This window comes from Weeksella virosa DSM 16922 (assembly GCF_000189415.1).
GTDB classification, from domain to species: Bacteria; Bacteroidota; Bacteroidia; order Flavobacteriales; family Weeksellaceae; genus Weeksella; species Weeksella virosa.
Window position 1 is genome coordinate 63,657 of the sequence record NC_015144.1, and the last position, 23,665, is coordinate 87,321.

19 protein-coding genes and 1 pseudogene are annotated in these 23,665 nt (G+C 39.3%); 11 read left to right on the plus strand and 9 right to left on the minus strand.

Annotation, left to right across the window (positions count from 1 at the left end; genetic code table 11):
- Positions 1-28: 28 nt before the first annotated feature.
- The 3 genes from WEEVI_RS11585 to mobA are packed head-to-tail and all read right to left on the minus strand — an operon-like array spanning position 29 to position 2,114.
- Positions 29-412 carry a DUF6660 family protein gene (locus WEEVI_RS11585; RefSeq protein WP_013597183.1) on the minus strand — a complete coding sequence of 128 codons (384 nt, stop codon included), beginning with the start codon at positions 410-412 and terminating at the stop codon, positions 29-31.
- Between the two features lie 3 nt (positions 413-415).
- Positions 416-1,675: a conjugal transfer protein MobB gene (mobB, locus tag WEEVI_RS00300; protein ID WP_003010403.1), complete on the minus strand. Its 1,260-nt coding sequence runs from the start codon at positions 1,673-1,675 to the stop codon at positions 416-418.
- 4 nt (positions 1,676-1,679) lie between these two features.
- Positions 1,680-2,114 (minus strand): conjugal transfer protein MobA, encoded by a 435-nt coding sequence (gene mobA / locus WEEVI_RS00305; protein WP_013597184.1) that lies wholly within the window; start codon positions 2,112-2,114, stop codon positions 1,680-1,682.
- Between the two features lie 547 nt (positions 2,115-2,661).
- Here mobA and WEEVI_RS00310 point away from each other — a divergent pair.
- The 4 genes and pseudogenes from WEEVI_RS00310 to WEEVI_RS00330 all read left to right on the plus strand — a co-directional run bounded on the left by WEEVI_RS00310 (position 2,662) and on the right by WEEVI_RS00330 (position 4,722).
- Positions 2,662-3,162 (plus strand): annotated as a pseudogene (locus tag WEEVI_RS00310) (DUF3408 domain-containing protein).
- Between the two features lie 505 nt (positions 3,163-3,667).
- On the plus strand, positions 3,668-4,048 hold the full coding sequence (locus tag WEEVI_RS00320; protein WP_232013444.1) for a hypothetical protein: 381 nt from the start codon (positions 3,668-3,670) through the stop codon (positions 4,046-4,048).
- Between the two features lie 99 nt (positions 4,049-4,147).
- Positions 4,148-4,444, plus strand: coding sequence for a helix-turn-helix domain-containing protein (locus WEEVI_RS00325; RefSeq protein WP_003010413.1), 297 nt, complete (start codon positions 4,148-4,150; stop codon positions 4,442-4,444).
- Positions 4,441-4,722: a helix-turn-helix domain-containing protein gene (locus WEEVI_RS00330; RefSeq protein ID WP_003010415.1), complete on the plus strand. Its 282-nt coding sequence runs from the start codon at positions 4,441-4,443 to the stop codon at positions 4,720-4,722. Before WEEVI_RS00325 ends, WEEVI_RS00330 begins: the two co-directional genes overlap by 4 nt.
- 75 nt (positions 4,723-4,797) lie before the next feature.
- Here WEEVI_RS00330 and WEEVI_RS00335 read toward each other — a convergent pair whose 3' ends face one another.
- On the minus strand, positions 4,798-5,589 hold the full coding sequence (locus WEEVI_RS00335; protein WP_013597186.1) for an LEM-3-like GIY-YIG domain-containing protein: 792 nt from the start codon (positions 5,587-5,589) through the stop codon (positions 4,798-4,800).
- Positions 5,590-5,671: 82 nt separating this feature from the next.
- Positions 5,672-6,922 (minus strand): site-specific integrase, encoded by a 1,251-nt coding sequence (locus tag WEEVI_RS00340; RefSeq protein ID WP_003010419.1) that lies wholly within the window; start codon positions 6,920-6,922, stop codon positions 5,672-5,674.
- Between the two features lie 739 nt (positions 6,923-7,661).
- Here WEEVI_RS00340 and WEEVI_RS00350 point away from each other — a divergent pair.
- The 7 genes from WEEVI_RS00350 to WEEVI_RS00380 all read left to right on the plus strand — a co-directional run bounded on the left by WEEVI_RS00350 (position 7,662) and on the right by WEEVI_RS00380 (position 16,665).
- Positions 7,662-8,534 (plus strand): branched-chain amino acid transaminase, encoded by an 873-nt coding sequence (locus WEEVI_RS00350; RefSeq protein WP_013597188.1) that lies wholly within the window; start codon positions 7,662-7,664, stop codon positions 8,532-8,534.
- 14 nt (positions 8,535-8,548) lie between these two features.
- Positions 8,549-10,225, plus strand: coding sequence for a dihydroxy-acid dehydratase (ilvD, locus tag WEEVI_RS00355; protein WP_013597189.1), 1,677 nt, complete (start codon positions 8,549-8,551; stop codon positions 10,223-10,225).
- Between the two features lie 9 nt (positions 10,226-10,234).
- Positions 10,235-11,965 carry a biosynthetic-type acetolactate synthase large subunit gene (gene ilvB, locus WEEVI_RS00360; RefSeq protein WP_013597190.1) on the plus strand — a complete coding sequence of 577 codons (1,731 nt, stop codon included), beginning with the start codon at positions 10,235-10,237 and terminating at the stop codon, positions 11,963-11,965.
- A gap of 19 nt (positions 11,966-11,984) precedes the next feature.
- Entirely contained in the window at positions 11,985-12,515 is a 531-nt protein-coding gene (gene ilvN / locus WEEVI_RS00365; protein ID WP_013597191.1) for an acetolactate synthase small subunit, read from the plus strand.
- A 25-nt stretch (positions 12,516-12,540) separates the two neighbouring features.
- The gene (gene ilvC, locus WEEVI_RS00370; RefSeq protein WP_013597192.1) at positions 12,541-13,587 is read left to right on the plus strand and encodes a ketol-acid reductoisomerase; all 1,047 of its coding nucleotides are present in this window, start codon (positions 12,541-12,543) and stop codon (positions 13,585-13,587) included.
- Complete coding sequence (gene ilvA, locus WEEVI_RS00375; protein WP_013597193.1) at positions 13,584-14,828, plus strand: threonine ammonia-lyase IlvA; 1,245 nt, start codon at positions 13,584-13,586, stop codon at positions 14,826-14,828. Before ilvC ends, ilvA begins: the two co-directional genes overlap by 4 nt.
- Before the next feature lie 238 nt (positions 14,829-15,066).
- The gene (locus WEEVI_RS00380; RefSeq protein ID WP_013597194.1) at positions 15,067-16,665 is read left to right on the plus strand and encodes a T9SS-dependent choice-of-anchor J family protein; all 1,599 of its coding nucleotides are present in this window, start codon (positions 15,067-15,069) and stop codon (positions 16,663-16,665) included.
- Positions 16,666-16,853: 188 nt separating this feature from the next.
- Here WEEVI_RS00380 and WEEVI_RS00385 read toward each other — a convergent pair whose 3' ends face one another.
- The 4 genes from WEEVI_RS00385 to WEEVI_RS00400 form a co-directional block, all read right to left on the minus strand.
- Positions 16,854-19,955, minus strand: a complete 3,102-nt coding sequence (locus tag WEEVI_RS00385) for a type I restriction endonuclease subunit R (protein WP_013597195.1) — start codon at positions 19,953-19,955, stop codon at positions 16,854-16,856.
- A 124-nt stretch (positions 19,956-20,079) separates the two neighbouring features.
- The gene (locus WEEVI_RS00390; RefSeq protein WP_013597196.1) at positions 20,080-20,433 is read right to left on the minus strand and encodes a four helix bundle protein; all 354 of its coding nucleotides are present in this window, start codon (positions 20,431-20,433) and stop codon (positions 20,080-20,082) included.
- 18 nt (positions 20,434-20,451) lie between these two features.
- Positions 20,452-21,675 carry a restriction endonuclease subunit S gene (locus WEEVI_RS00395; protein WP_013597197.1) on the minus strand — a complete coding sequence of 408 codons (1,224 nt, stop codon included), beginning with the start codon at positions 21,673-21,675 and terminating at the stop codon, positions 20,452-20,454.
- Complete coding sequence (locus tag WEEVI_RS00400; RefSeq protein ID WP_013597198.1) at positions 21,672-23,219, minus strand: type I restriction-modification system subunit M; 1,548 nt, start codon at positions 23,217-23,219, stop codon at positions 21,672-21,674. The genes WEEVI_RS00395 and WEEVI_RS00400 overlap by 4 nt, the downstream gene beginning before the upstream one ends.
- Between the last annotated feature and the right edge of the window lie 446 nt (positions 23,220-23,665).

The window sequence follows — 23,665 nt, forward strand, 5'->3', positions numbered from 1 at the left end:
TAAGCTGTAATCACTAAAACATTAAAAATTAAGCATTAACCTTTGGCGGTTGCCAAATTTTCCCGAAGTAGCAGGGGATAAAGATAGATTTGTAATATATTTCAGGCTTAGACAGTTCAAAAGTCTTCGCCTTAACTAAGTTATATACATTCCATTGAAGCACTATGCCCGACACCATTCCACAACAACCGCATAAACAAAATGGACTGCACATATCAGTTGTTTCCTGATGGTCGTGGCTTCCTTGATGGGTTAATTCTTCCGAATGGTTATGGTTTTGAAAGTTGTCCTTTTCATACATATCGGTACACGGCATTAAAAATACCGTCATCATATAAATTGCCAATATGGAGTAAAAGACTTTCATATTCTTTTGCAAAGTTAGTAAAAAAGTAATGCAATGGCATTGCATTGTTTATTGCAATCGTCTCTTTTTCTTCTTCATCCGTTTAGCAAATGTTTCTTCTTTATAATCCACGCCTTGTGCATCAGGTAAAAGGCTGAATAATCCTATATCGAAATTCTGAGAATGTTCCTGTGGGATAAACTCAAAAAGGTCTTTCGTTGGTTGGTTGTCTATTGTATTCGTTTTGGAAAGAGGGTTATCCTGTGTTTTCAGTTCGGGTTTGTTGCCGTTGTTCCACCAATCGTTAAAAACATTTGCAGACAGGTTTCTGTCTAACTGTGAACCATTCCATACACTACGGCTCTCGTGGTCAATGAAAGTTACTCCGTAAATCCGTCCGTTGTCGTTTCTGCGAACAATCGTATTAATACCGTGTTCGGTCAATTGTTTTCTAAATTCTATTTCGTTGCTTGTCGTGTGCATAGCCAATTCAACAGTATTCTTTAAAACTGACCTTACAGGATTGGTTTTCATTTTCTCTTTTGACTGTTCAAAATGCTTTTGTAGTTGTGCAACTCCTGCGTCTTTTCCGAAAAGCGATGCCTTAAACGGATTGCTTGCCTTGTTTCCGTTTTCGTCCACTGCCACATAGACCAATCCGTTTACCGGCTGACCGTTCCGCTCGCCTTTGACTTCTTCCGCTGTGATGTTGAACAGCGACAATAAAGCATTATAGCTTCCCATAGTCGGAAAGCTGTAATACTTCGGCAAATGCCGTACTACCGAAGCAATCTGACTTTTGATGTCGCCTTTGTGGTAATCCACAGGTTTGAAAACTTTGTTGGCTTGTTTCTGCTCCTGCTCGGTTGCTTTGTGCAGGTTGTATTTCGTTTCAAAATCCCGACAGATTGCCATTGAACGTGGGTGGTCGTAATCATCGGGGATTTTCTTACCGTCAATGCCTACACAGGTCGAAACGATATGGATATGCATTCGGTCAATGTCCGTATGTTTGAAAACAATATAAGGCTGATTTCCGTAGCCCATACGTTCCATATATTCCTGTGCCATTTCCGTAAACTGCTCATCGCTTACCTCGTCTTTCGGGTCTGGGTTCAATGAAATATGCCGTACCGTTTTTTCTGTTTTGATGTTTGCAGACAAATACGGCTCAAAACATTTATTGAAATACGCTACGGAATACCTGCCGTCCATTGTGTCGGGTATTTTGTTCAGCAACAAAACCGCTCCGTTTTCCCTGTCCACTTTCTGCTGATTGTACAAAATCGCTCCGTACATATTGCTTCCCTTTCCGATTTTTGCAATCATAATTTTACTCTTTATGTAGATATTGCTTTTCAAATCTGTCGGTAAGAATTAAAACCTTTAGCAACAGTTCTTTCATTTTTGCGGTCTGTTTTTCCAATTTATAGAGATATGCAGATGCTTTTTTCTCCGAAAAATTGGCGTTCAATAGCCTTACAATCTGATTGTAATTGGTTGCTATTCCTCGAAACTGACTGAAAAATTTGGTCAGTCCTGCGTGGTATTCTACCGCATTCATATCAATTTTTACGGTCTTTACGGTCTTTTGAAAGATGCAAGCCGTAATGAAATGTGCCTTTACACTTATCCCCGATTGGTCAAAGAGGGCAAGGAACTTGGCGTTTTCCTCTGCATTCAGGTTAATAGAATACCGATGTACGGCAGGGTCATTCTTCGGTTTTCTCCCTGTTTTCCTAATTTGTTTACTGTTCTTTTCTTCCATAATAAATCCATTTCTAATGTTAAACAAAACTGCGACTTCGGAGCGGTTTTCAGCTCCCTGCAAGGGCAAGTGCTTTTGAGTGCCGAAATTCATTTCGAGTACCTCAAAAGATAACTTGCTCTGAACAGGAGTTCAGAAAAATCCGTTTTGCAAACGGATTGGAGTTAGCCGAAAAAATCAACTGCCCCGATTACAAAGTTCGATAAGACTATTTGAAAAACAACGACTTACGATTACGCCAAATAAAGCCTTTGAACGCCAAATACTGCCACCCTTATGGGGGCAGGAATTGCTTTTATTTCCTTTGTAACTAATTAACTGGCTGATTGGTTATATCCTTAATTAAGTAAATGAATGGCAAAAAAATCGACAGCAAATCTGCGTGATTGAATGCGGACTAATTGCTATTTTTTGAGTTAATGAACTAGCCAGTTAAGTGTATGCAGGTACATAGGTAAATAGTTGGCTACATAGATACAACAGTATATAGAACTAACTATTCAGCTAACCAGATAGCTAATTGGATATAATATTAAAAATAAGAGATATGATACACGAAGAAAACAAAAATCATCAACCCGAAAAAGAAGATTTCTCTATTGAAAATTTCCTAACTGATGAAAAGAAACAACCTTTGATGAAACAACAAGGAATAACACATCGGGAAGATTTTGCAAAACCCGAAGTTGACGAGGAAGCTATTATGCGTGTAATGGCAGGAGAAGAACCCGAGGAAATAGCAACAGAAACGGAACATTCAAAGCCATTGGTCAACAATTCTAAAAAAGGCACTTCTAAAACCAAAAAACTGACCAAAGAGGATTACTGCGGACAGTTCTTTAAAATTCCGAACAGTACTGCAAGTAGGGGTAAATCAGTCTATGTACGGCAGGAACACCACGAAACATTTAACAGGCTTACTAACATTATATGAATTGACAAACTGACGATTTATGCGTATCTGGACAACATTATCGAGTACCACTTTCAGGAGTTCGGAGAACTGATTAAGGAAATCTATAACGATAAGCACAAGCCATTGTTTTGATAACTGCCCATTGATAAGGATGCGTAATTCCCTCTCAAAAATTATTTTCAAAACAAAAAAACAGAAAAAAAAGAAAGCCATTTTAACAAGGCGGACAGGGGAAAAACCAAAAGGAAACGGAATAAGTCCCGAAGGGTGGCAGGGCAATCACACAACAACTCTGCGAAGCCACCTTTTGCCCTGCCATTATGCCGTAAGCTTTTGGTTGGGTGGTGCGGTGGCTGTCCGCTTTATCTTTGCGACCTTTTTATTCTTTTTTAATCCATTCCAATCAAAGAAAGGGTACAAAAAACACGTAAGGGGTAAGGATAGGATGTTTTTGGTATGCTTTCCTTTATCCGTAGAAAACTCTTTAAATCCGTGAGGGCTTTGCGAGGAAAAGTTAAAGTGTTTTAAGGATTACTTTCCATTCCTATTGTGCCAATATAAGCCAAATACTGCCACAAAAAGCCAAATGAAAATAATACATTCTCTTGTGTTCTATATTGGGAAAAATTTTGAACCTATGGCACAAAAAGTAAATACCAACAAAGAGCGTAAACAAAACGAGCTATCCGAGAAAAAAAAGAATGCTCCTTTTATGCAGGTCGATAAGCATAGCGACCCGATTTCCAATTTTATTACCAACTTTAAACGTCAATTCAAAGATACAAAGGGTTTAGGTCTGGGCAGGTTGTTCGGTGGCAAGCGTGTTGAACAACAAAAACAGACTACCGAACCTGAAAGCGTAATAGGTGCAACAAAAACGGTTATGCGTTCGGATTTCAAAAACGATGGAAAAAGTCAGACTGTACAAACCAACAAAAAACCAGCTTTGAGAATGGACAATACAATCAAATCACAACAAACTCATCCGAAAAATAATAAACCAAAATTGGGAATGTAATACCGTATTTGGCAACTGTACGCCAAACGCTACCTCTGACTGCAACATTGAGAAATCTTATATGAATTGCTTTTATTTTCGAGGTATAAATGACATGATATGGAAATAACGGTTTTGGACATTCAGATTTTAAAGGCATTGCATAGGGAAGTAAAGGAAGTTTCCAATTTGATAGCGGAAATGACTGCACCCTACAAAGCACTGCAACAGGCAACAAAATGGCTCGACCAACAGGAAGCCTGCCAACTGCTCAACATCAGTAAACGAACTTTGCAGACGTACAGGGCAAAAGGTATTCTTGGGGCAACGCAAATCAATCGGAAAACATATTTCAGATTATCCGAAGTGGAATTACTGCTGCAGGGAGAGCGACCATTAAAAAAGCAAAAGAAATGAAACAGATTGGAAATTCAAACGAAGATATGATTGCCTTGCTCGAAGCTGTAGTAGGCATCAAAAATGAACTGCTGTATATCAGGGAATATTTTCATCCACTCTTAAAAGGAGAAATCTACCTGTCAGGCGAACAGGTTTGCGAGATGTTACATATCAGCAAACGGACATTGCAACAGTACAGGGATGACGGACTGATACCTTTTATCAAGCTCGAACGAAAAATATTGTTTCGTGAAAGCGATATTATCAAGGTATTGGAAGACAACTATCAGCGTTAACCAACTATCTGAAACTGTAACCGGGAGGTCAATTAAAGAAACAGCCACTGCTTTAAGCGGCGGGCTGTTTCTTGCCTAATACCCTGTAGTTGTGGGTATTTTTTCAAAATAACGAATTGGATTTGCCATTCCTCTAATTTTAGGAACTTCTTTATTCATATATATATCAAGAATTTCTTTTGAAGTAACTTCTGAACCTTCAAATCCCCATCTTTTGACACCTCTATTTTCAATATCTTGAACCCATTTTTCAGGCTTAAATATCGCTCTTATTACACCTTTATATTCAGCTAAAACGAAATCTGAATTTTCTGCTCTGTCTTTGTCTAATACCCACCAACCTCTGGTTGCTTCATAAATATTTGGTCTGTCATAAATAGGGTTCTCACTTTTCTTTTTTCGTTTATTATCGTATGTTTTGTTTATATTGATTACTAAAACGTTATGTTTAATATCTTCTTTTTTCAATACTTCACAATTGTAAAGTATTTCACACTCATTAACAGTTTTAATCCCTTGATTAAATGAATAATGTCCTGCAACTATATTTGAAATTTTCGCAACCTCTATAAAATCCTTAAAAGTTAAAAAATCAATTAAAACAGCTTCAACTATTAGTGCTTCATTTTCTTCTAATCCGTGTCGCACTATAAAATGTTTTACTTTTAGATCTTCTTGTTTTATGGCTCTTATAATCTCTAATTTTTCAGTTCCGACTGGGTTGAATATCGCTTCATTAATATGTGAAAAAACACGATTTCCATACCCTTTTCCAACATAGAATATTTTATTATCTCTTGGGTCTATTAAAATATAAACATAAGATTTTAATTCTTCTTGTGTCTTTTGTGAAAATTGTTCAATCATAATTTGTTGTTTTATTGACTTCAAAAATACAAAAAGCCAATGCAAAAAACTGCATTGGCTTTCTTTAATCGCTTTACAGGTTTTAGAATTGAGCCACAAAAAACTGCTCCATACCTTTGAATTTATGTGATACTTTTTGCATATCCTTACCAACTTTCTCGTTAAGTATCTTGGCATAAATCTGTGTTGTGGCAATGTTTTTATGCCCTAACATTTTGCTCAAACTTTCGAGCGGAACGCCCTCACTCAAAAACAATGTGGCAAATGTATGACGTGCCAAATGAAAGGTTACTTTCTTTTCTTTCAGGCAGTCAATAAGTTGTGATATTCTCTTTAGGCTGTCATTACAGATTGTATTTGAAGGTACAGGAAATACCTTTCCGTCCTTTGCAAATCCTGCATACTTTTCGATAATCATTTTCGGTATATCCAAAAGCATCACGTTTGACGATGTAGCCGTTTTCTTTCTGCGTACGATAATCCATTGATTGTCATCAAAGAAATCCTGAATATTACTGTTTCTAAGCCCTTTCATATCCGAATAAGACAATCCTGTAAAGCAACTGAACACAAACAAATCTTTAACCAATTCGTCTTTCTTTTTCTCGCAGTTGAATGTTACAAGCTGTTCCAACTCGTTCCGTAGCAGATAACCTCTGTCTTTGTCCTTTTTAGTGTTCTTGTACTCGCTGAACGGATTGAAAGCAAGATGCTTTCTGCTCATTGCTAATCGACAAAGCGTGGTAAAGCCAATCATATACAGCCAAATGGTGTTGTGCGCCAAGCTTTGGGCGTCACGCAGGTAGTAATCAAATTCCTGTACAAAATCAGGAGTAAGGTCGTTAAAAGACACATCGGAATAACCATATTTTGTAAGTGCAAAATTTCGAAGATGTTTCAAAAGTATTTTGTATTTACTGCGTGTGCCATTTACCCGAAGTCCACTATTAACCTTTTTCTCATAGTCGGACAGGAACTGTTCATAGAATTTGAAAAAGGTTATTTCTCCACTTTCCATACCGAGAAAGGTGTTTTTAAGTTTAGCACTGTTTACAGCCCCCTCATTCTTCAGAATTTTGGAATAGCATTCCTCAATACCCGAACGAATTTTGTCAAGTTTCCTGTTTGTGTCTTGTGCTTCTCGGCTTTTACCTAAAACCCTACCGTACTTCAAATCCCAATTTGTTGCGGAAATATCCAGCTTTGTACTGAATGCAGACTGTTTGCCGTTTACGGTAATTCTGCACATAACCGTAACTTTTCCGTTTTTCTTTGGAGCGTTCTTTTTAAGATAGAACAATACCTTAAACGTTGATTTTTTTGTCGTTTCCATACTCACAATTCTTAATGATAAAATTAAACCTATGTGAGCTACTGAACAATATGAAAAACTATGCAGAAAGCTGAAATACAGTATTTTAAAACGATTGTTTCTAATATTTAAAAATAACGTTTTAGTAACCTTACTTTTGCCAAACCTCGCTTTTTCCTGCTTTTTACCTCATTACCAAAAAATCACAAAACGGCTGTAAAGCCCTTATTTACAACCGTTTTGCCTGTTATTAATCTTTAATGTATTTTTACTGAAACTTTATTTTATAAAAATTGACAAAAATTGACACAATTCACCCTATAAACAGTTGATTTTCAATATAATATCACAAATCTCCTTACAATGAAAACCTGTATTTCGAAATAACTAAGTAAAAAAATTTGGTCATCAAAAAAATACTTTTTATGTTTGCAACGCAAAGCAAAGAAAATGTACAATTCAATTATTATTTCTTCTATTATTATTACTGGTGTGATTTCACAGTCCGGGAAGGAATAATTTTGAACAAATCTAAAAGATATATTCTAAGTAGCCTCCCGAGAAATCAGGAGGCTTTTTTTTATGCACAAACAATTAAAAAAAAGAACAAAATGAACCTATATACCAACAATATTATTATCAACTCGCCACCGTGAGGAATGCTGCTGTATGTCAAATTGTAAGCCTTTCTCACTTTCGGGAAAGGCTTTTTTTATGCCCAGAAAATCAAATAACAATTCAATAAAAAACAAAAACAAACATGTATTTCAACAACGAAACAGTGCTTTATTTAGACGGAAAATTTGTAAAAGCCAACAATTCCACAACCGATTTATACAGTCAAACCCTTCATTATGGTTACGGCGCTTTTGAAGGCATCCGTTCGTATGAAACAGAACAGGGAACCAAAGTTTTCAAAGCCGAAGAACATTACGAACGCCTAAAAAAATCATGCGAACTGGTGAAAATTCCTTTCAACTATACCGTGCAGGAATTGGTAGAGGCCACCTACGCATTGCTGGAAAAAAACAACTTAAAAAATGCCTATATCCGACCATTGGTGTATTGCGGACAAAATATGAGCTTATCAAAACCTACCAGCGTTTCGGTGATGATTGCTGCCTGGGATTGGGGAGCTTATTTAGGCGAAAAATTACTGCGGTTAACAGTTTCTTCTTATTGCCGACCGCATCCAAAATCCATCCATATCGAAGCCAAAGTCTGCGGTCATTATGTCAATTCTATCCTGGCAACCAACGAAGCAAAAGAGAAAGGATTTGATGAAGCCTTGTTGTTGGACAGCGATGGTTTCCTGGCCGAAGGTCCGGGAGCGAATTTATTTTTTGAGAAAGACGGAAAATTATTCACGCCCCAACTGGGAAATATCCTTCCGGGAATCACCAGATCTACGGTTTTGGAATTAGCAGAAGAATTAGGTCTGGAGGTAGAACAGGGAAAATTCACCAAAGAAGATTTGTTCCAGGCCGACAGCGCATTTTACTGCGGAACAGCTGCCGAAGTGGTAGGAATCGCAGCGGTAGATGATTATCAATTTCCTAAAAACTGGAACGATTCACTGGGTAAAAAACTTCAAAACGCCTATTCACTTTTGGTAAGAAAGCCAACAAATTAAATTCTCCAAAATCAATGAAAACACTCAACAAATACAGCAGAACCATCACGCAGGATGAAACCCAACCTGCTGCACAAGCCATGCTTTATGCTTTAGGATTAACAGAAGAAGATTTGCAAAAACCCCAAGTGGGAATTGTGAGTATGGGTTACGAAGGAAATCCGTGCAATATGCATCTCAATGATCTGGCGAAAGAAGTAAAAGCCGGTGTTCAGCAAGAAAATTTAGTGGGTTTGATATTCAATACCATTGGTGTAAGTGACGGTATATCCAACGGAACCGATGGAATGCGCTTCTCTTTGATTTCCAGAGATATCATTGCAGATTCCATAGAAACCGTGGTGAGTGCACAGTGGTACGATGCGGTTTTGGCAGTGGTGGGATGCGACAAAAATATGCCCGGATCAATCATCGCTATGGGAAGATTAAACCGTCCTGCCATCATGGTGTATGGCGGAACCATCCATTCCGGAAAATGGAAAGGCGAACCGCTCAATATCGTTTCGGCTTTCGAGGCCTTGGGTAAAAAATTTAGCAACACAATTTCTGCTGAAGATTACAAAGGAGTAATCAAAAACGCTTGCCCCGGAGCGGGCGCGTGCGGTGGGATGTATACCGCAAACACGATGGCTTCCGCGATTGAAGCTTTAGGAATGAGTTTGCCGTACAGTTCTTCCAATCCAGCATTGAGCGACAATAAAAAAACCGAATGTTTCGATACTGGAAAAGCCATTCAGACCTTGTTGGAAAAAGACATCAAACCCAAAGACATCATGACCCGAAAAGCCTTCGAAAACGCTATGACGATGGTCACCGTTTTGGGCGGTTCTACCAATGCGGTGATGCACCTGATTGCTATGGCAAATTCGGTGGATATAGAACTGACGTTGGATGATTTCCAAAAGGTTAGCAACCGAGTTCCGGTATTGGCAGATTTGAAACCGAGCGGCAAATATCTGATGGAAGACTTGCACGAGGTAGGAGGAGTTCCTGCCGTGATGAAGTATTTATTGAAACATCATTTACTGCACGGCGATTGCTTAACGGTCACCGGAAAAACCATTGCCGAAAATTTAGAATCGGTGCAGGGTTTAACCGAAGGTCAGCAGGTATTTCTTCCCTTAGAAAATCCGGTAAAACCAAACGGACATCTGCAAATGCTCTACGGAAATCTGGCTACAGAAGGAAGTGTAGCCAAAATAAGCGGTAAAGAAGGTGACTATTTTGAGGGAACTGCCAAAGTGTTTGACGATGAATATGCCGTGATCGAAGGCGTGAAAAACGCAGAAGTGAAACCTGGCAATGTGGTAGTCATCCGTTACTGCGGACCAAAAGGGGGACCGGGAATGCCCGAAATGCTTAAACCGACTTCAGCGATCATGGGCGCTGGATTAGGCAGTTCGGTAGCATTAATTACCGATGGCAGATTTTCAGGCGGCACCCACGGTTTTGTGGTAGGACACATTACACCCGAAGCTTTTGTAGGCGGAACGATTGCTTTGGTAAAAGATGGCGATTTGATTGCCATTGACGCTAAAAATAATACAATCAACTTAAAAGTATCTGAACAGGAATTGGAAAAACGAAGAGCGGCCTGGAAACAACCGCCCTTAAAAGCTGATAAAGGTGTTCTGTTTAAATACGCACAATGTGTTTCAAGCGCTTCTTTAGGCTGTGTAACCGATAAATAATTAAAAAAAATGAAAACAATAGAATTAGAAACTCCCAAACAAACTTCGGTGCGGTTGCAATCCACTGGTGCAGAAGCGGTGATACAAAGTCTGAAAGCCGAAGGGGTAAAAACAATATTTGGTTATCCAGGTGGTGCGATTATGCCCATCTACGATGCCCTGTTTGATCATCTTGAAGAAATAAACCACGTTTTGACCAGACACGAACAGGGTGCTATTCACGCGGCGCAGGGATATGCCCGGACTTCCGGAAAAACAGGCGTTGTATTCGCAACTTCAGGTCCGGGTGCTACCAATTTAATCACAGGTTTAGCCGATGCATTGATCGATTCTACGCCCTTGGTTTGCATCACCGGACAGGTGGCTTCTCACCTTTTGGGAACGGATGCTTTTCAGGAAACCGATGTGATGGGAATTTCAATGCCGGTAACCAAATGGAATTGTCAGGTCACCAAAGCAGAAGATATCGCTCCTACCTTAGCTAAAGCATTTTATATTGCCTCGTCTGGCCGTCCGGGACCTGTTTTGGTGGACATTACCAAAGATGCTCAGTTTGAAATGCTGGATTTCTCTTACGAAAAATGTACAGCGGTTAGAAGTTTCCACCCGAAACCCAAACTGAATCTGGATCAAGTGCAAGCTGCAAGCAAGCTTTTGAACGAAGCAAAAAAACCGTTGATGATTGTCGGTCAAGGGATTATGCTTTCCAATGCGGAAGAAGAATTACGGGCTTTTGCCGAAAAAACTGGCGTTCCGTTGGCTTCCACGCTTTTAGGATTGGGGGCTTTCCCCGCAAATCACCCCCAATTTGTGGGTATGGTTGGGATGCATGGGAATTACGCACCCAATGTAAAATCCAATGAGTGCGATGTCCTTTTAGCAGTCGGAATGCGGTTCGACGACCGTGTTACGGGCGATGTTTCCCGCTATGCCAAACAGGCCAAAGTAATTCATATCGATATTGATCGAGCCGAAATTAATAAAATCATCAAAGCAGATGCACCCATTTTAGCCGATGCCAAAGAAGCTTTAGCGTTTTTAACCGATCTGGTAGAAGAGCAAAATCATCAACGTTGGTTGGATGAATTTCATCACGCAAAAGAAAATGAACTGCAGGTGTTGTCTAAAAACAGAAATAAAGATTTTTCTGACCAGTTAAGAATGGATTTGGTCATCGGTTTACTTTCTCAAAAAACCAATGGCAATGCAGTGATCGTAACCGATGTGGGCCAACATCAAATGATGGCAGCACAGTTTTACGAATACAATCAGACCAAAAGCAATGTTACCTCTGGCGGATTGGGAACAATGGGATTTGCACTTCCAGCAGCTATAGGTGCAAAATTTGCCAACCCAGGAAAACAAGTAATAGCCATCATTGGTGATGGCGGTTTCCAGATGACTTTGCAGGAATTAGGAACCATCATGCAGAATAATATCGGCGTAAAAATCATCATTCTAAATAATGAATACCTGGGAATGGTGCGGCAGTGGCAACAAATGTTCTTCGAGAAAAGATATTCCTTCACCAATATTCAAAGTCCGGATTTTGTAGCCTTGGCGGCTTCTTACAGCATCAAAGGAGTAAAAGTGGAAAAACAGGAAGATTTAAGCCATGCTTTAGACGAGCTTTTAAACACAGAAAATGCCTTTCTGCTCGAAGTGAAAGTAGCCAAAGAAGACAATGTTTTCCCGATGGTTCCCACTGGAGCTTCGGTTGCTGAAATTCGGTTACAATAAATTAAAAAAAATGAACAAAATGGAATCATTAGAACGCCCATTCACCGTATCCATCTTTACGGAAAATACCATCGGAATGCTCAACCGCATCACCATCATTTTCACGAGGAGGCACTTGAACATCGACAGCATCACCGCGTCGGAAACAGAAATAAAAAATGTACATCGGTACACCATTGTTCTGCGAACAACCCGTGAACAAATCGATAAAGTTATTGGACAGATCGAAAAATTAGTGGATGTGCTGAAAGCCTTTGTACACGAAGATGATGAAGTGGTGCATCAGGAAATTGCTTTATATAAAATCAAAACAACTGAACTTAAATCCAGCAATGTGGAGCAGGTCGTGAGAGAAAACAGCGCTAAAATCCTCACCGTAGATCCCGATTTTATCGTCATCGAAAAAACAGGACACAAACAAGAAACACAGGTTTTGTTTGAAAAACTGAAGCCCTTCGGTATTCTCGAGTTTGCCCGCTCTGGTAGAGTCGCAGTTACCAAACCGATGAAAGAACTAAGCGCATATTTGAAAGAATTAGAAAACAATTAATAAAACAATAAACAGAATAAAAAAAATGGCACAATTAAATTTTGGTGGCGTACTGGAAAATGTCGTAACCCGAGAAGAATTATCACTGGAAAAAGCAAAAGAAATATTAAAAAACGAAACCGTAGCCGTAATCGGTTACGGCGTACAGGGTCCTGGACAAGCTCTGAATCTGAAAGATAACGGTGTCAATGTAATTGTAGGTCAACGAAAAGGAACAAAAAGTTGGGACAAAGCATTGGCGGATGGTTGGGTAGAAAATGAAACCCTTTTTGATGTAGAAACCGCGTGCGAAAAAGGCACTTTGCTGATGAATTTATTATCAGACGCCGGACAAATACAAGCGTGGGAAACCATGAAAAAACATTTAACTGCAGGAAAGTCATTGTATTTTTCACACGGTTTTGGCGTTACATTTCAAGAAAAAACCGGCATCGTTCCGCCCAAAGATGTCGATGTATTTTTGGTAGCACCCAAAGGTTCGGGAACCTCGTTACGAACATTATTTTTAAAAGGACAAGGTCTAAATTCCAGTTATGCTGTTTATCAGGATGCTACAGGAAAAGCAGTAGAGAAAGCCTTGGCATTAGGCATTGCTATTGGTTCGGGCTATTTGTTCGAAACCACATTTCAAAAAGAAGTATACAGCGATTTAACCGGAGAACGGGGTGTTTTAATGGGAGCTATTGCAGGAATTTTTGAAGCGCAGTACCATGTACTTCGTCAAAGAGGCCATTCACCAAGCGAAGCCTTCAACGAAACTGTAGAAGAATTGACCCAAAGTTTAATGCCTTTGGTAGCCGAAAACGGAATGGATTGGATGTTTGCCAATTGCAGTACCACTGCACAACGAGGAGCATTGGATTGGAAAGGTAAATTTAGAGAAGCTACCACTCCTGTTTTTAATGAACTGTATGATGACGTGCTTTCAGGTAAAGAAGCAGCCATCGTTATCGAAGCCAACAGCAAGCCAGATTACAGAGAAAAACTCAATGCAGAACTCGAAGAATTACAACAAAGTGAGCTGTGGCAAACCGGCATGCAAGTTCGAAAATTAAGACCTCAAACCAAATGATACATTTGACAAAAATACAAGAGGCGGCGGACAATCTCAAGGGTGTATCGGTGCATACGCCTTTGGTAAAAAACGAAAACCTGAGCGAGCGATTTGATGCTCAGGTTTATTTGAAACGGGAAGATTTACAACCTGTACGATCCTACAAATTGCGTGGAGCGTATCATAAAATAAGTTCGCTTTCCGAAACCGACAGAAAATCAGGCGTGGTATGTGCCAGTGCGGGTAATCACGCTCAGGGAGTGGCTTTTGCCTGTCGGAAACTCAACATAAAAGCCGTCATTTTTATGCCCATCACTACACCTGCACAAAAAATAAAACAGGTAAAACTCTTCGGAAAAGAAAATGTGGAAGTAGTCTTGAAAGGCGATACTTTTGACGATGCCTACAACGAAGCGCTGCTTTTCAGTAAAGAAAATAAAGCGGTTTTTGTGCATCCGTTTGATGATGAATGGGTGATTGCCGGACAGGGAACTGTGGGACTGGAAATTATGGAGGATACAAAAAACAAAATCGATTTTTTATTCTTCCCGATTGGCGGCGGCGGTTTGGCAGCAGGAGTGGTGTCGGTTTTTAAGCAGTTAAGTCCCGAAACAAAACTTATCGGCGTGGAACCACAAGGTGCCGCTTCTATGAAAACATCGTTGGAAAACGGTAAAAATACTGCATTGACGAACATTGATAAATTTATAGATGGAGCCGCCGTAAAACGGGTGGGCGACAAAACATTTGAAATCTGCCAACATTCGTTAGATGACATCGTCTTAGTGCCTGAAGGGAAAGTTTGTACCACCATCCTCAAACTTTATAACCAGGAAGCCATTGTGGTAGAGCCGGCAGGAGCGCTGAGCATCGCAGCCTTGGATCTGTACCAGGACCAAATCAGAGGGAAAAATGTGGTGTGCATCGTGAGCGGAAGCAACAACGACATTACAAGAATGGAGGAAATCAAAGAGCGCTCGTTGATTGATGAAGGTTTGAAGCATTATTTCATCATCAACTTTCCACAGCGTCCCGGTGCATTAAAAGAATTTGTAAACGAAGTTTTAGGCGAGAATGACGACATCACTTATTTTCAGTTTACCAAAAAAAACAACCGGGAGGAAGGTCCGGCAGTGGTGGGCGTAGAACTAAAATACAGTTCTGATTTAGATAGTATGGAACAAAAAATGAAAACTAAAAAAATAAATTATCAGCATCTGAATGAGCAGAAAGAGTTGTTTACGCATTTGATTTTGTAAATAAAACTACACTTAAAGTTAACTTACATAAATAAATCAAAATCAGATACTTAACCAAAACAAAGAATAAAATTCTATTGCACCAAACTCCATATCATTCATTTGGAATATTATAGATTAAAATAGTAGATAGACCAACAGACATAACAATCATTTAGCAATATCCAAAACAAAAATAAGTATCAACATCTAAACTATTCATCATCAAACAACAAATTACAGATTAAATAATATTATAATGAAAAAACAACTAATAAAAGCATTTTTTATAGCTTTACCAATAGTCGGGACTGCCCAAGTTTTCCAAGAAGACTTTGACGGTAACGGACCTGGTTTTAGTGCCTGGACCGTAGTGGATGTAGATGGTCTTACTCCTGCTACACCGGTAAGTGAAATTATCGGGTGGGTAAGAGTCGATCGTGGTGGACCCACACCAAACTATGGTGGACCAGATAATAATCATGCTGCTGCAAGTACATCGTATTATTCACCAAAAGGTACGGCAAACGATTGGCTTATCTCGCCACAAATAACGGTTTCTGGCAATTCTCCTTTCCTACTATGGGACGCAAAAGCTGCTGATCCTAATTTTTCGGATGGTTATAAAGTAATGCTTGCACCCAATGGAGGAAATTCAGTATCCGATTTCACCGTTGAATTATATTCTACGCCAGCAGAAAATTCGGTATGGAAAAGCAGATTTGCTAACCTTTCTGCTTATATCGGGAGAACAGTTAGAGTAGCATTCGTAAACAATAGCACAGATAAATTTATTTTACTTGTAGATAATATAAAAGTAGATGATTACACACCGGCCGACTTACCCAATTGTGCTACCCTAAACCTTCCTTTGGATGGTGAATCCAATGTCGAATTTCTTTCGGGCGTAAACTTCAGCTGGTCTGCACCAGAAGATGGTAATGTAGATGAATACGACTTTTTTATCGATACTAATCCAAACCCAACCACGTATATCGGAACCACAACAGAAACCTCTGTAAAGGTAAACGGACTAACCCATGGTGGAACTACTTACTACTGGAAAGCAGTACCGAAAAATGCAAGTGGCTCTGCTGAAAACTGTTCGGCATTCTCGTTCACTACAGTAGAAACAGAGGTTGCTCCTTATTGTGGCCCACTAAATTTTACTTTTAATGTAGAGCCCATTAGTAGCGTAAGCTTCGGAGGCATGACCAATGTTAGCGATGCTGCCCTGAATAACTCACCAGCACACGAACTTTTCTTAGACAAAATAGCGAATGTAGAGCCTGGCACCGAAGAAACGATCACTTTAAAAGGGAATACAAACGGTGCTTGGGAGAGTTCTTTTGTGGTATTTATAGACTGGAATCAAAATGGCAACTTCGATGACGAGGGAGAAACCTATGAGATGACAGAAAAACTTGTCGGATCGACTGGGGTGGATGACAAAGAAATTACCCAAGTATTGGCAATCCCCGCAGATGCCAAAAAAGGACTTACAAGGATGCGTGTGAAAAAGAATTTTGGTCTAGCTAATTTACTTAATCCTTGTGTTGGGGGAAGTTTTGGGCAAGCCGAAGAATATACGGTTAGTGTAGGATCACTTGATACGCAAGATCATAATAAATCGAACGTAACATTCTACCCTAATCCAGTTCAAGATATTCTACATCTACAAGCTGATTCGAAAATTAAACGCCTCACTGTATACGATGCTACTGGCAAACTGATGATGAGCAAAAAACTGAATGCTACCAAAAACCAAGTGAACGTGTCGCAGCTTCTGCCTGGAGTGTATACTGTAAATGTTGAAATGGAAAAAGAAATGAAAACATTGAAAATTATTAAAAAATAGAAACCAAATTATTTATTACAAACCTCGCTCAAACAAATGATCGAGGTTTGTTTTTTTCTTATTTCTATCCCTAAAAAAGTTGTAATTAAAAACAATATAAAAATCTGTACGGTAGGTTTGTACAATCCATCTAGATTATTCTTTCTTCATGTTACAACCAATCTTTTCTTGGGTCTTTTGGTCATAATTTACAATTCTCCTCCCACGCCTTTAAACTTCTCAACAAACGCAACAATCTTTTCAAATACACTTTGTTTCTTGGTCAAATACTGAGGATTCAGAGGGCTCATTTTCGGTAAAAGCGCATTGAGCTCTGTTCCGTTTTCGCTGGCATATTCCCGCTTCAAGGAATTTAATATGTAACGTTTCGCGGCTTCTTCATTTAGATTTTCATCTGCAATCAACTCTGTGGCTTCGGCTTTCTGCTTACTTTGCGCAAAGACAAAAAACGAATCGATTACATGTGCCTTATCTTGAATCGCGTCTAGGTCGGTCTCGTTAATGAAATCAACGACCAAACTCTCTTTGGCTCTATTCCCAACGCTTGCACGAATCACCCTGCGTATTTCTTCTATTAAGGCAGCTTTGTCTTTGGTTTTTTTGTTGTGCTCAAAAATCAATTCGAGGATATAATCTAGATTTATTTCCTGCGATTTTAGTAAGTCTACTTCAAAAACCACATCGTCCCAATCGATGGTGGATTCTTCTGCCTCTTTGCCACTTTTTTCCCGTCTTAACCAATCCCGAATATCGTTGTAGACCGAACGGTAATCCTGAGCTGCTCTTTCTGTGAGGAATTCTATATTGTGCATTGCAGCAATGTCCTCATCTGTGAGAAAATGTTCTTTTTTAAAAACCTCTACCGCCTGCGGATTGTGGATGTCTATTTGCTGCAAGGCTTTCAAATGGCTAAATTCATCGTAGTTTTGGAGTATATTTTCTACTCTCAGATACTCACCAAACAGTTTTACAAACTCCTTCTTGTCTGCCTCTTTAACGATTTCGTCCGGGTTAGGGAATTTCTCATTCAACTCTTTCACAACCTCGACGTAACCTCTGCGCGCTTCGCCGGTGATGATGTCTGTAAAACCTTCCAAGTATTCTTGATAACTCTTTTCTAGAACGACATTTTTAGTATTGCTATCCCCAAACAGCGTGATGGCATCAATCGTCGCTTGCTCCAAATCTCTAAATGTAACAATGTTTCCAAAGGTCTTCGTAGCATCATAAATTCGGTTGGTTCGTGAAAAGGCTTGTATCAAACCATGATAACGCAAATTCTTGTCGACAAACAATGTATTGAGTGTTGGCGCATCAAAACCCGTCAGGAACATTCCGACAACAATAAGCAGGTCCACTTCCTTATTTTTTACCCGCTTGGCAAGGTCTCGATAATAATTCTGAAACTCAGTACTGTCAACACCATAACTTGTTCCGAACAGGGCATTATAATCGTTGATGGCTTTGGTCAGGAATTCTTTGGCAGTAACATCCAATGCAGAAGGCTCGAAAGTTTCGTCCACAATTTCACCAATAGAACTTTGCTCTTCGTTGGCTGCAAAAGAAAAGATGGTCGCAATTTTTATAGGTTTGTCGCTGTCTTTTTGCAGTTTGTTCAGCTCCTCATAATAAAGTTTGGCGGCATCTACACTGCTCACGGCAAACATGGCATTGAAGCCCTTGTTGTTGCCTTGTGTCCTGTGCGTTTTTATTCTGAAATTGTTTAAAATGTACTGCGAAATCTCGGTGATGCGTTTGGGATGAAGCAAAGCTCTTTTGTTTTCTGCTGCGCTTAGTTTTTTCTCATCCTGTTCCTGCTCTATATTTTTAAACTGTGGGCGGACATCGTTATAATCTACTTTAAACTTCAGAACCTTTTCGTCTTTAATGGCATCTGTAATCACATAGGAATGCAACTCGCGACCGAAAACACTGGCAGTCGTTTCAGCACCCAAGGCATTTTGTGGGAAAATGGGTGTTCCGGTGAAACCAAATTGATAGTATTTTTTAAATTTCTTTTTTAATTTCTTTTGCGCCTCCCCAAACTGCGAACGATGGCATTCGTCGAAAATGAAAACTACTTGCTTCTGATAGATCGGCAAATCGCCCTCGGTTTTCATCAGGTTGTTTAGTTTTTGTATGGTGGTGACAATAATTTTGTTGTCGTCTTTTTCGATATTTCGCTTTAAACCTACGGTACTGTTAGAACCGTTCACACTGTCGGGCGAAAACCGCTGGTATTCTTTCATGGTTTGATAATCCAAATCTTTGCGGTCTACGACAAAGAATACTTTATCTATAAAATCCAACTGCGTGGCTAAACGCGCCGCCTTGAAACTGGTGAGCGTTTTACCCGAACCTGTGGTGTGCCAAATATAGCCGCCACTTTCGGGTTTCGACCAATTTTTGGCCTGGTAAGAACTTTCTATTTTCCACAAGATTCTTTCGGTGGCTGCAATCTGATACGGCCGCATGATGAGAAGTGTATCGCTGGTATCAAAAACCGAATAGGTGAATAACACATTCAGCAATACTCTTTTTTCTAAAAATGTCGCGGTAAAATCTTTCAGATCTTTGATGAGCGAGTTGTCGGCCCGTGCCCAATTCATGGTAAAATCAAAACTGTTTTTATCGCGCTTGGTGGTGTTGGCAAAGTAGCGGGTGTCCGTGCCGTTGGAAATTACAAAAAGCTGTACGTATCTAAAGAGAGAATTAGTACTGTTGAAGCTTTCTTTAGAATATCTGTGAACCTGGTTAAAGGCTTCCCGGATGGCTACTCCGCGTTTTTTCAGTTCTACCTGAACCAAGGGCAATCCGTTTACCAAAATGGTGACATCGTAGCGATTGGCATGCGAGCCTTTCTGCTCAAACTGAGAAATAACCTGTACCTTATTTCGGGTGATGTTCTTTTTATCAACCAAATAAATGTTTTGGATATGGCCATCATCAAAAACAAAATCGTGGATATAATTGTCGTGGATTTTTCTGGTTTTCTCTACCTGTTTATCGCTTGGTTTATCCAGATATTCTTCTACAAAGCGAGCCCATTCTCCGTTCGAGAATACCACATTGTTCAGCGTCTGCAGCTGTACCCGCACATTGGCCAACATGGCTTCTTGTGTCGTGAGGTTTTTGGGGTTCTCATAGCCCTGGTTGATCAGGTCCTGGATAAATTCTTTTTCTAGTGCTGCCTCAGTCTGGTAGCCTGCCGAAGCCTCGTTCGCCGCAGCGTGTTTGGTGTATTTTTCGAGTACGATGAAATTGTTGGTTTCTGCGATGGATTTATACATGATGGGTAATGGTTAATGGTTAATGGTTAATGGTTAATGGTTAATGGATAATGGTTAATGGGTAATGGTTAATGGTTAATGGATAATGGGTAATGGGTAATGGTTAAGGGGTAATGGTTAAGGGTTAGGGGTTGGCTTTGGTGGTTTTGATGATGCTTCTAATCAGTTTTATAATTTCAACAGCGTCGGCATTTATACTTTCAAATTGTTCTCTGGTCAAATAATCTGTTGCCACAAGCAATTCTAACCAATATATAGTTTCATTTATTTCTTTCTGTGCTATTGCCATTTTATGCCTGAAGTCGGTTTTAGACTCGGCATGTTCTGCCTCACGAACCATTGCCCCCACACTTGTACCCGAGCGCAATAACTGTTTCGATAAAACGTATTCCTTTTTCTGCTCGCATAAATGACGATATAGTTTCACGATACGTACCGCAAAGGAAAAACTTTTAATTTTAACAATATTCTCTCTCACCTCATTTACAATTTACAATTAACCATTAAACATTAATAATTGATCCCTGTAATACTCATACTGCTTTTGCCTCAATTCTATTTCGCGGGGCAAACCTTCTGTGATGGAGCTGGTCAGGGTATCGAACTTATCGAGGATGGCGACGATGCGTTCTTGCTCGGCGAGCGGTGGAACGGGGATTAAATAGTTCTTAATTATCTGAGCATTAATATTTGTTTGAGTACCTGTACCTAGTGATTTAATATGTTCATATTTACTTGATAGATAATGAAACACATAACGGTAATTTGCAATATTTTCATCAACATGAATATTGGCACATGCTTGATTAGTAGATAATGGAATTTTATTGATCCCTATTTTTCCTACTGTTGCACCATACATTGCTACTATAACACAATTCTCAGGTATTATTTTGGCACTTGAATTTTTTAGTCCTGCTTCAGTTATTTTAATTTCTGTATCCCAAATATCTTTAAAATCTACTTCTTGTGTACGCAGCCAAGGAATGTCACCATCATAATAATCATTAATAGATGTGCTTGGTGTGCCTCCTGAAGATATTTTGACAGCAATCTCCCCCAGCTTCTTCCACTCTACTTTTTCATTATTCATTAACCCTTCATCATTCACCATTAATAATTGCTCTCGGTAATACTCGTACTGCTTTTGTCTTGCTGTAAGCTCGGCTGTAAGCTCGGTGAAACGGTCTAAAATACGAACGATTTCTTGCTGAACGTCGAGCGGAGGAATGGGGATTTGGATTGACTTCCAATTTGGCTGAGTTAATCCATACCTAGTTATACCTTGTGCTTTTTTTCTTATTTGTTTTCTAATATCTTTCGACTTAAATAAATAGTTTAAATATGCAGGGAATAAATAATTTTGATTATTAATACGCAGTCTCATAATATGATAGCTGTATACTACATTATCAAAATCCTCAATGGCCATAGCAGAAAAACCTATTTCATCAATTAATTCCGACGTAGGTGTTATAAAAACATCCCCTTTTTTCACATTACAATCTGCTATTTTTCTTTCAGTTGCTGTGACTATCATTGTTGGTGTATCGTTTGAAATGTATTGATTTTTAAAAACATCTACAAAATTTAACAATCTTACTGTTAATTCATCAGCATTAATTTTTTTATCAACACCTGTATTTGCAATATCAACTACTTCCCCCAACGTTTTCCATTCTACTTCTACGCCCTGTAGTAAATTTTCTAAGTAACTCATGCTTCAATCTCTTTTATAATATTATCAATATCCGCACGCAGTGTATCTATTTTTTCCACTGTTTTTGCTATCTCTGCATTCAGGGCTACAATATCGATTACTTCTCGTGTGTCTTTGGCTTCTACATACGAGCTAACAGACAGGTTGTAATCGTTTTCGGCAATTATGCTGTTATCGACAGAGATCGCCACGTGTGCTGTGTCTTCTTTGGTATCGAAGTGCTGCATAATTCGCTCTATATGCTGATCCTCTAACACATTGTTATTGGTTACTTTTTTGTAGAATTCTTCGCCCGAAGCGTCTATAAACTGTGTTTTGGTATCGGTTTTATGTTTAGAAAGCACGAGAATATTCACGGCGATCGACGTTCCGTAGAATAAATTAGGCGCAAGTGCAATGACGGTTTCTACAAAGTTGTTGTCTACCAAATATTTTCTGATTTTTTGTTCGGCACCGCCACGGTAAAAAATACCGGGGAAGCAAACGATGGCTGCTCTCCCTTTACTCGATAAGTAATGCAAAGCGTGTAGTATAAAAGCAAAATCTGCTTTAGACTTAGGGGCTAAAACACCGGCAGGCGCAAAGCGGTCGTCGTTGATGAGCGTTGGGTCGTCGCTACCGATCCATTTTAGCGCGTAAGGAGGATTAGAAACAATGGCATCAAACGGTTTTTCGTCACCAAACTCTGGTTGTAGAAGGGTGTTGCCAAGTGTAATATTGAACTTGTCGTAGTTGATATTGTGCAAAAACATATTCATACGCGCCAGGTTGTAGGTGGTATGGTTTACTTCTTGCCCGTAGAAACCTTCATCGATGATATGGTTGTCGAAATGTTTTTTGGCCTGCAACAGTAGAGAACCCGAGCCACAGGCGGGGTCGTATATTTTGTTTACAGAGGTTTGTTTGTGCATCGCCAATTGTGCAATGAGTTTGGATACGGTTTGGGGCGTGAAATACTCGCCGCCCGATTTACCGGCGTTGGCAGCATAGTTACCGATAAGAAATTCGTAGGCATCCCCAAACAGATCGATCTGATTGTCTTCGAAATTTCCAAAATCGAGTATTTCTATGCCTTTCAGTACTTTTGCCAGGGTGTTGTTTTTGGCTTCTACGGTATTGCCCAGCCGTGTACTGGTGGTATCGAAATCGGCAAATAAACCTTTGATGTCGGGTTCGGACGGATAGCCGTTGGCAGAGCTTTCGATGGCATCGAAGATGGCTTTTAAGTCCGTATTCAGATTGGGGTTGGTATGGGCGTTTTTGGCAATATTGATAAAAAGTTGGCTTGGATAAATGAAATAGCCTTTTGTTTTTACGGCGTCTTCTTTTATTTCGGGGGTTATTACATCATCCTGCAGGGCAGCATAGTTGATGCTTTCATCTCCACCCTCGATGTAATTGGTAAAGTTTTCACTAATAAAGCGATAGAACAATGTACCTAAGACGAATTGTTTAAAGTCCCTTCCATCGACCGAGCCACGAACTTCGTTGGCTATTCTCCAGATTTTTGCTTGTAATTCTTGTCGTTGTGCAATGCTTGTCATTTTTGTGTTCTTAAAAAATACTTCTTATGGTTTCACTTTCAATATTTTGGCAAGATGGTATAGTAAAAATGTTGGTTTTTTTGGTTGTTATTGATTTTTTTATTTGACTTATTTTTATGTTGTTTGACGTATGAATTTCATTATTATTTCTGTTTATTTTAGCATGTTTTTTCTTTTGTTCTTGCCCGTATAATCATGTGTATGTAAAGATAGATTTTATATTCTATCTTATTGTTTATTCTCATAAAATTGTTAGAAAAAATTGTATAGCTGTAAGGTTTCTGCGTTGGTTTTTTTTTGGTTTTGCTAACATGAACAGCATAGACGATTTACTACCCTTGATAAAAATAAGCTCCTCTTCTTTTTGGTGAAAGAAAAAAGGAGAAATGGTAGGTTCACTTTTGGTAAACGGTACACTTCTCCTCTTGGTTGTTGTTTCGCAATGC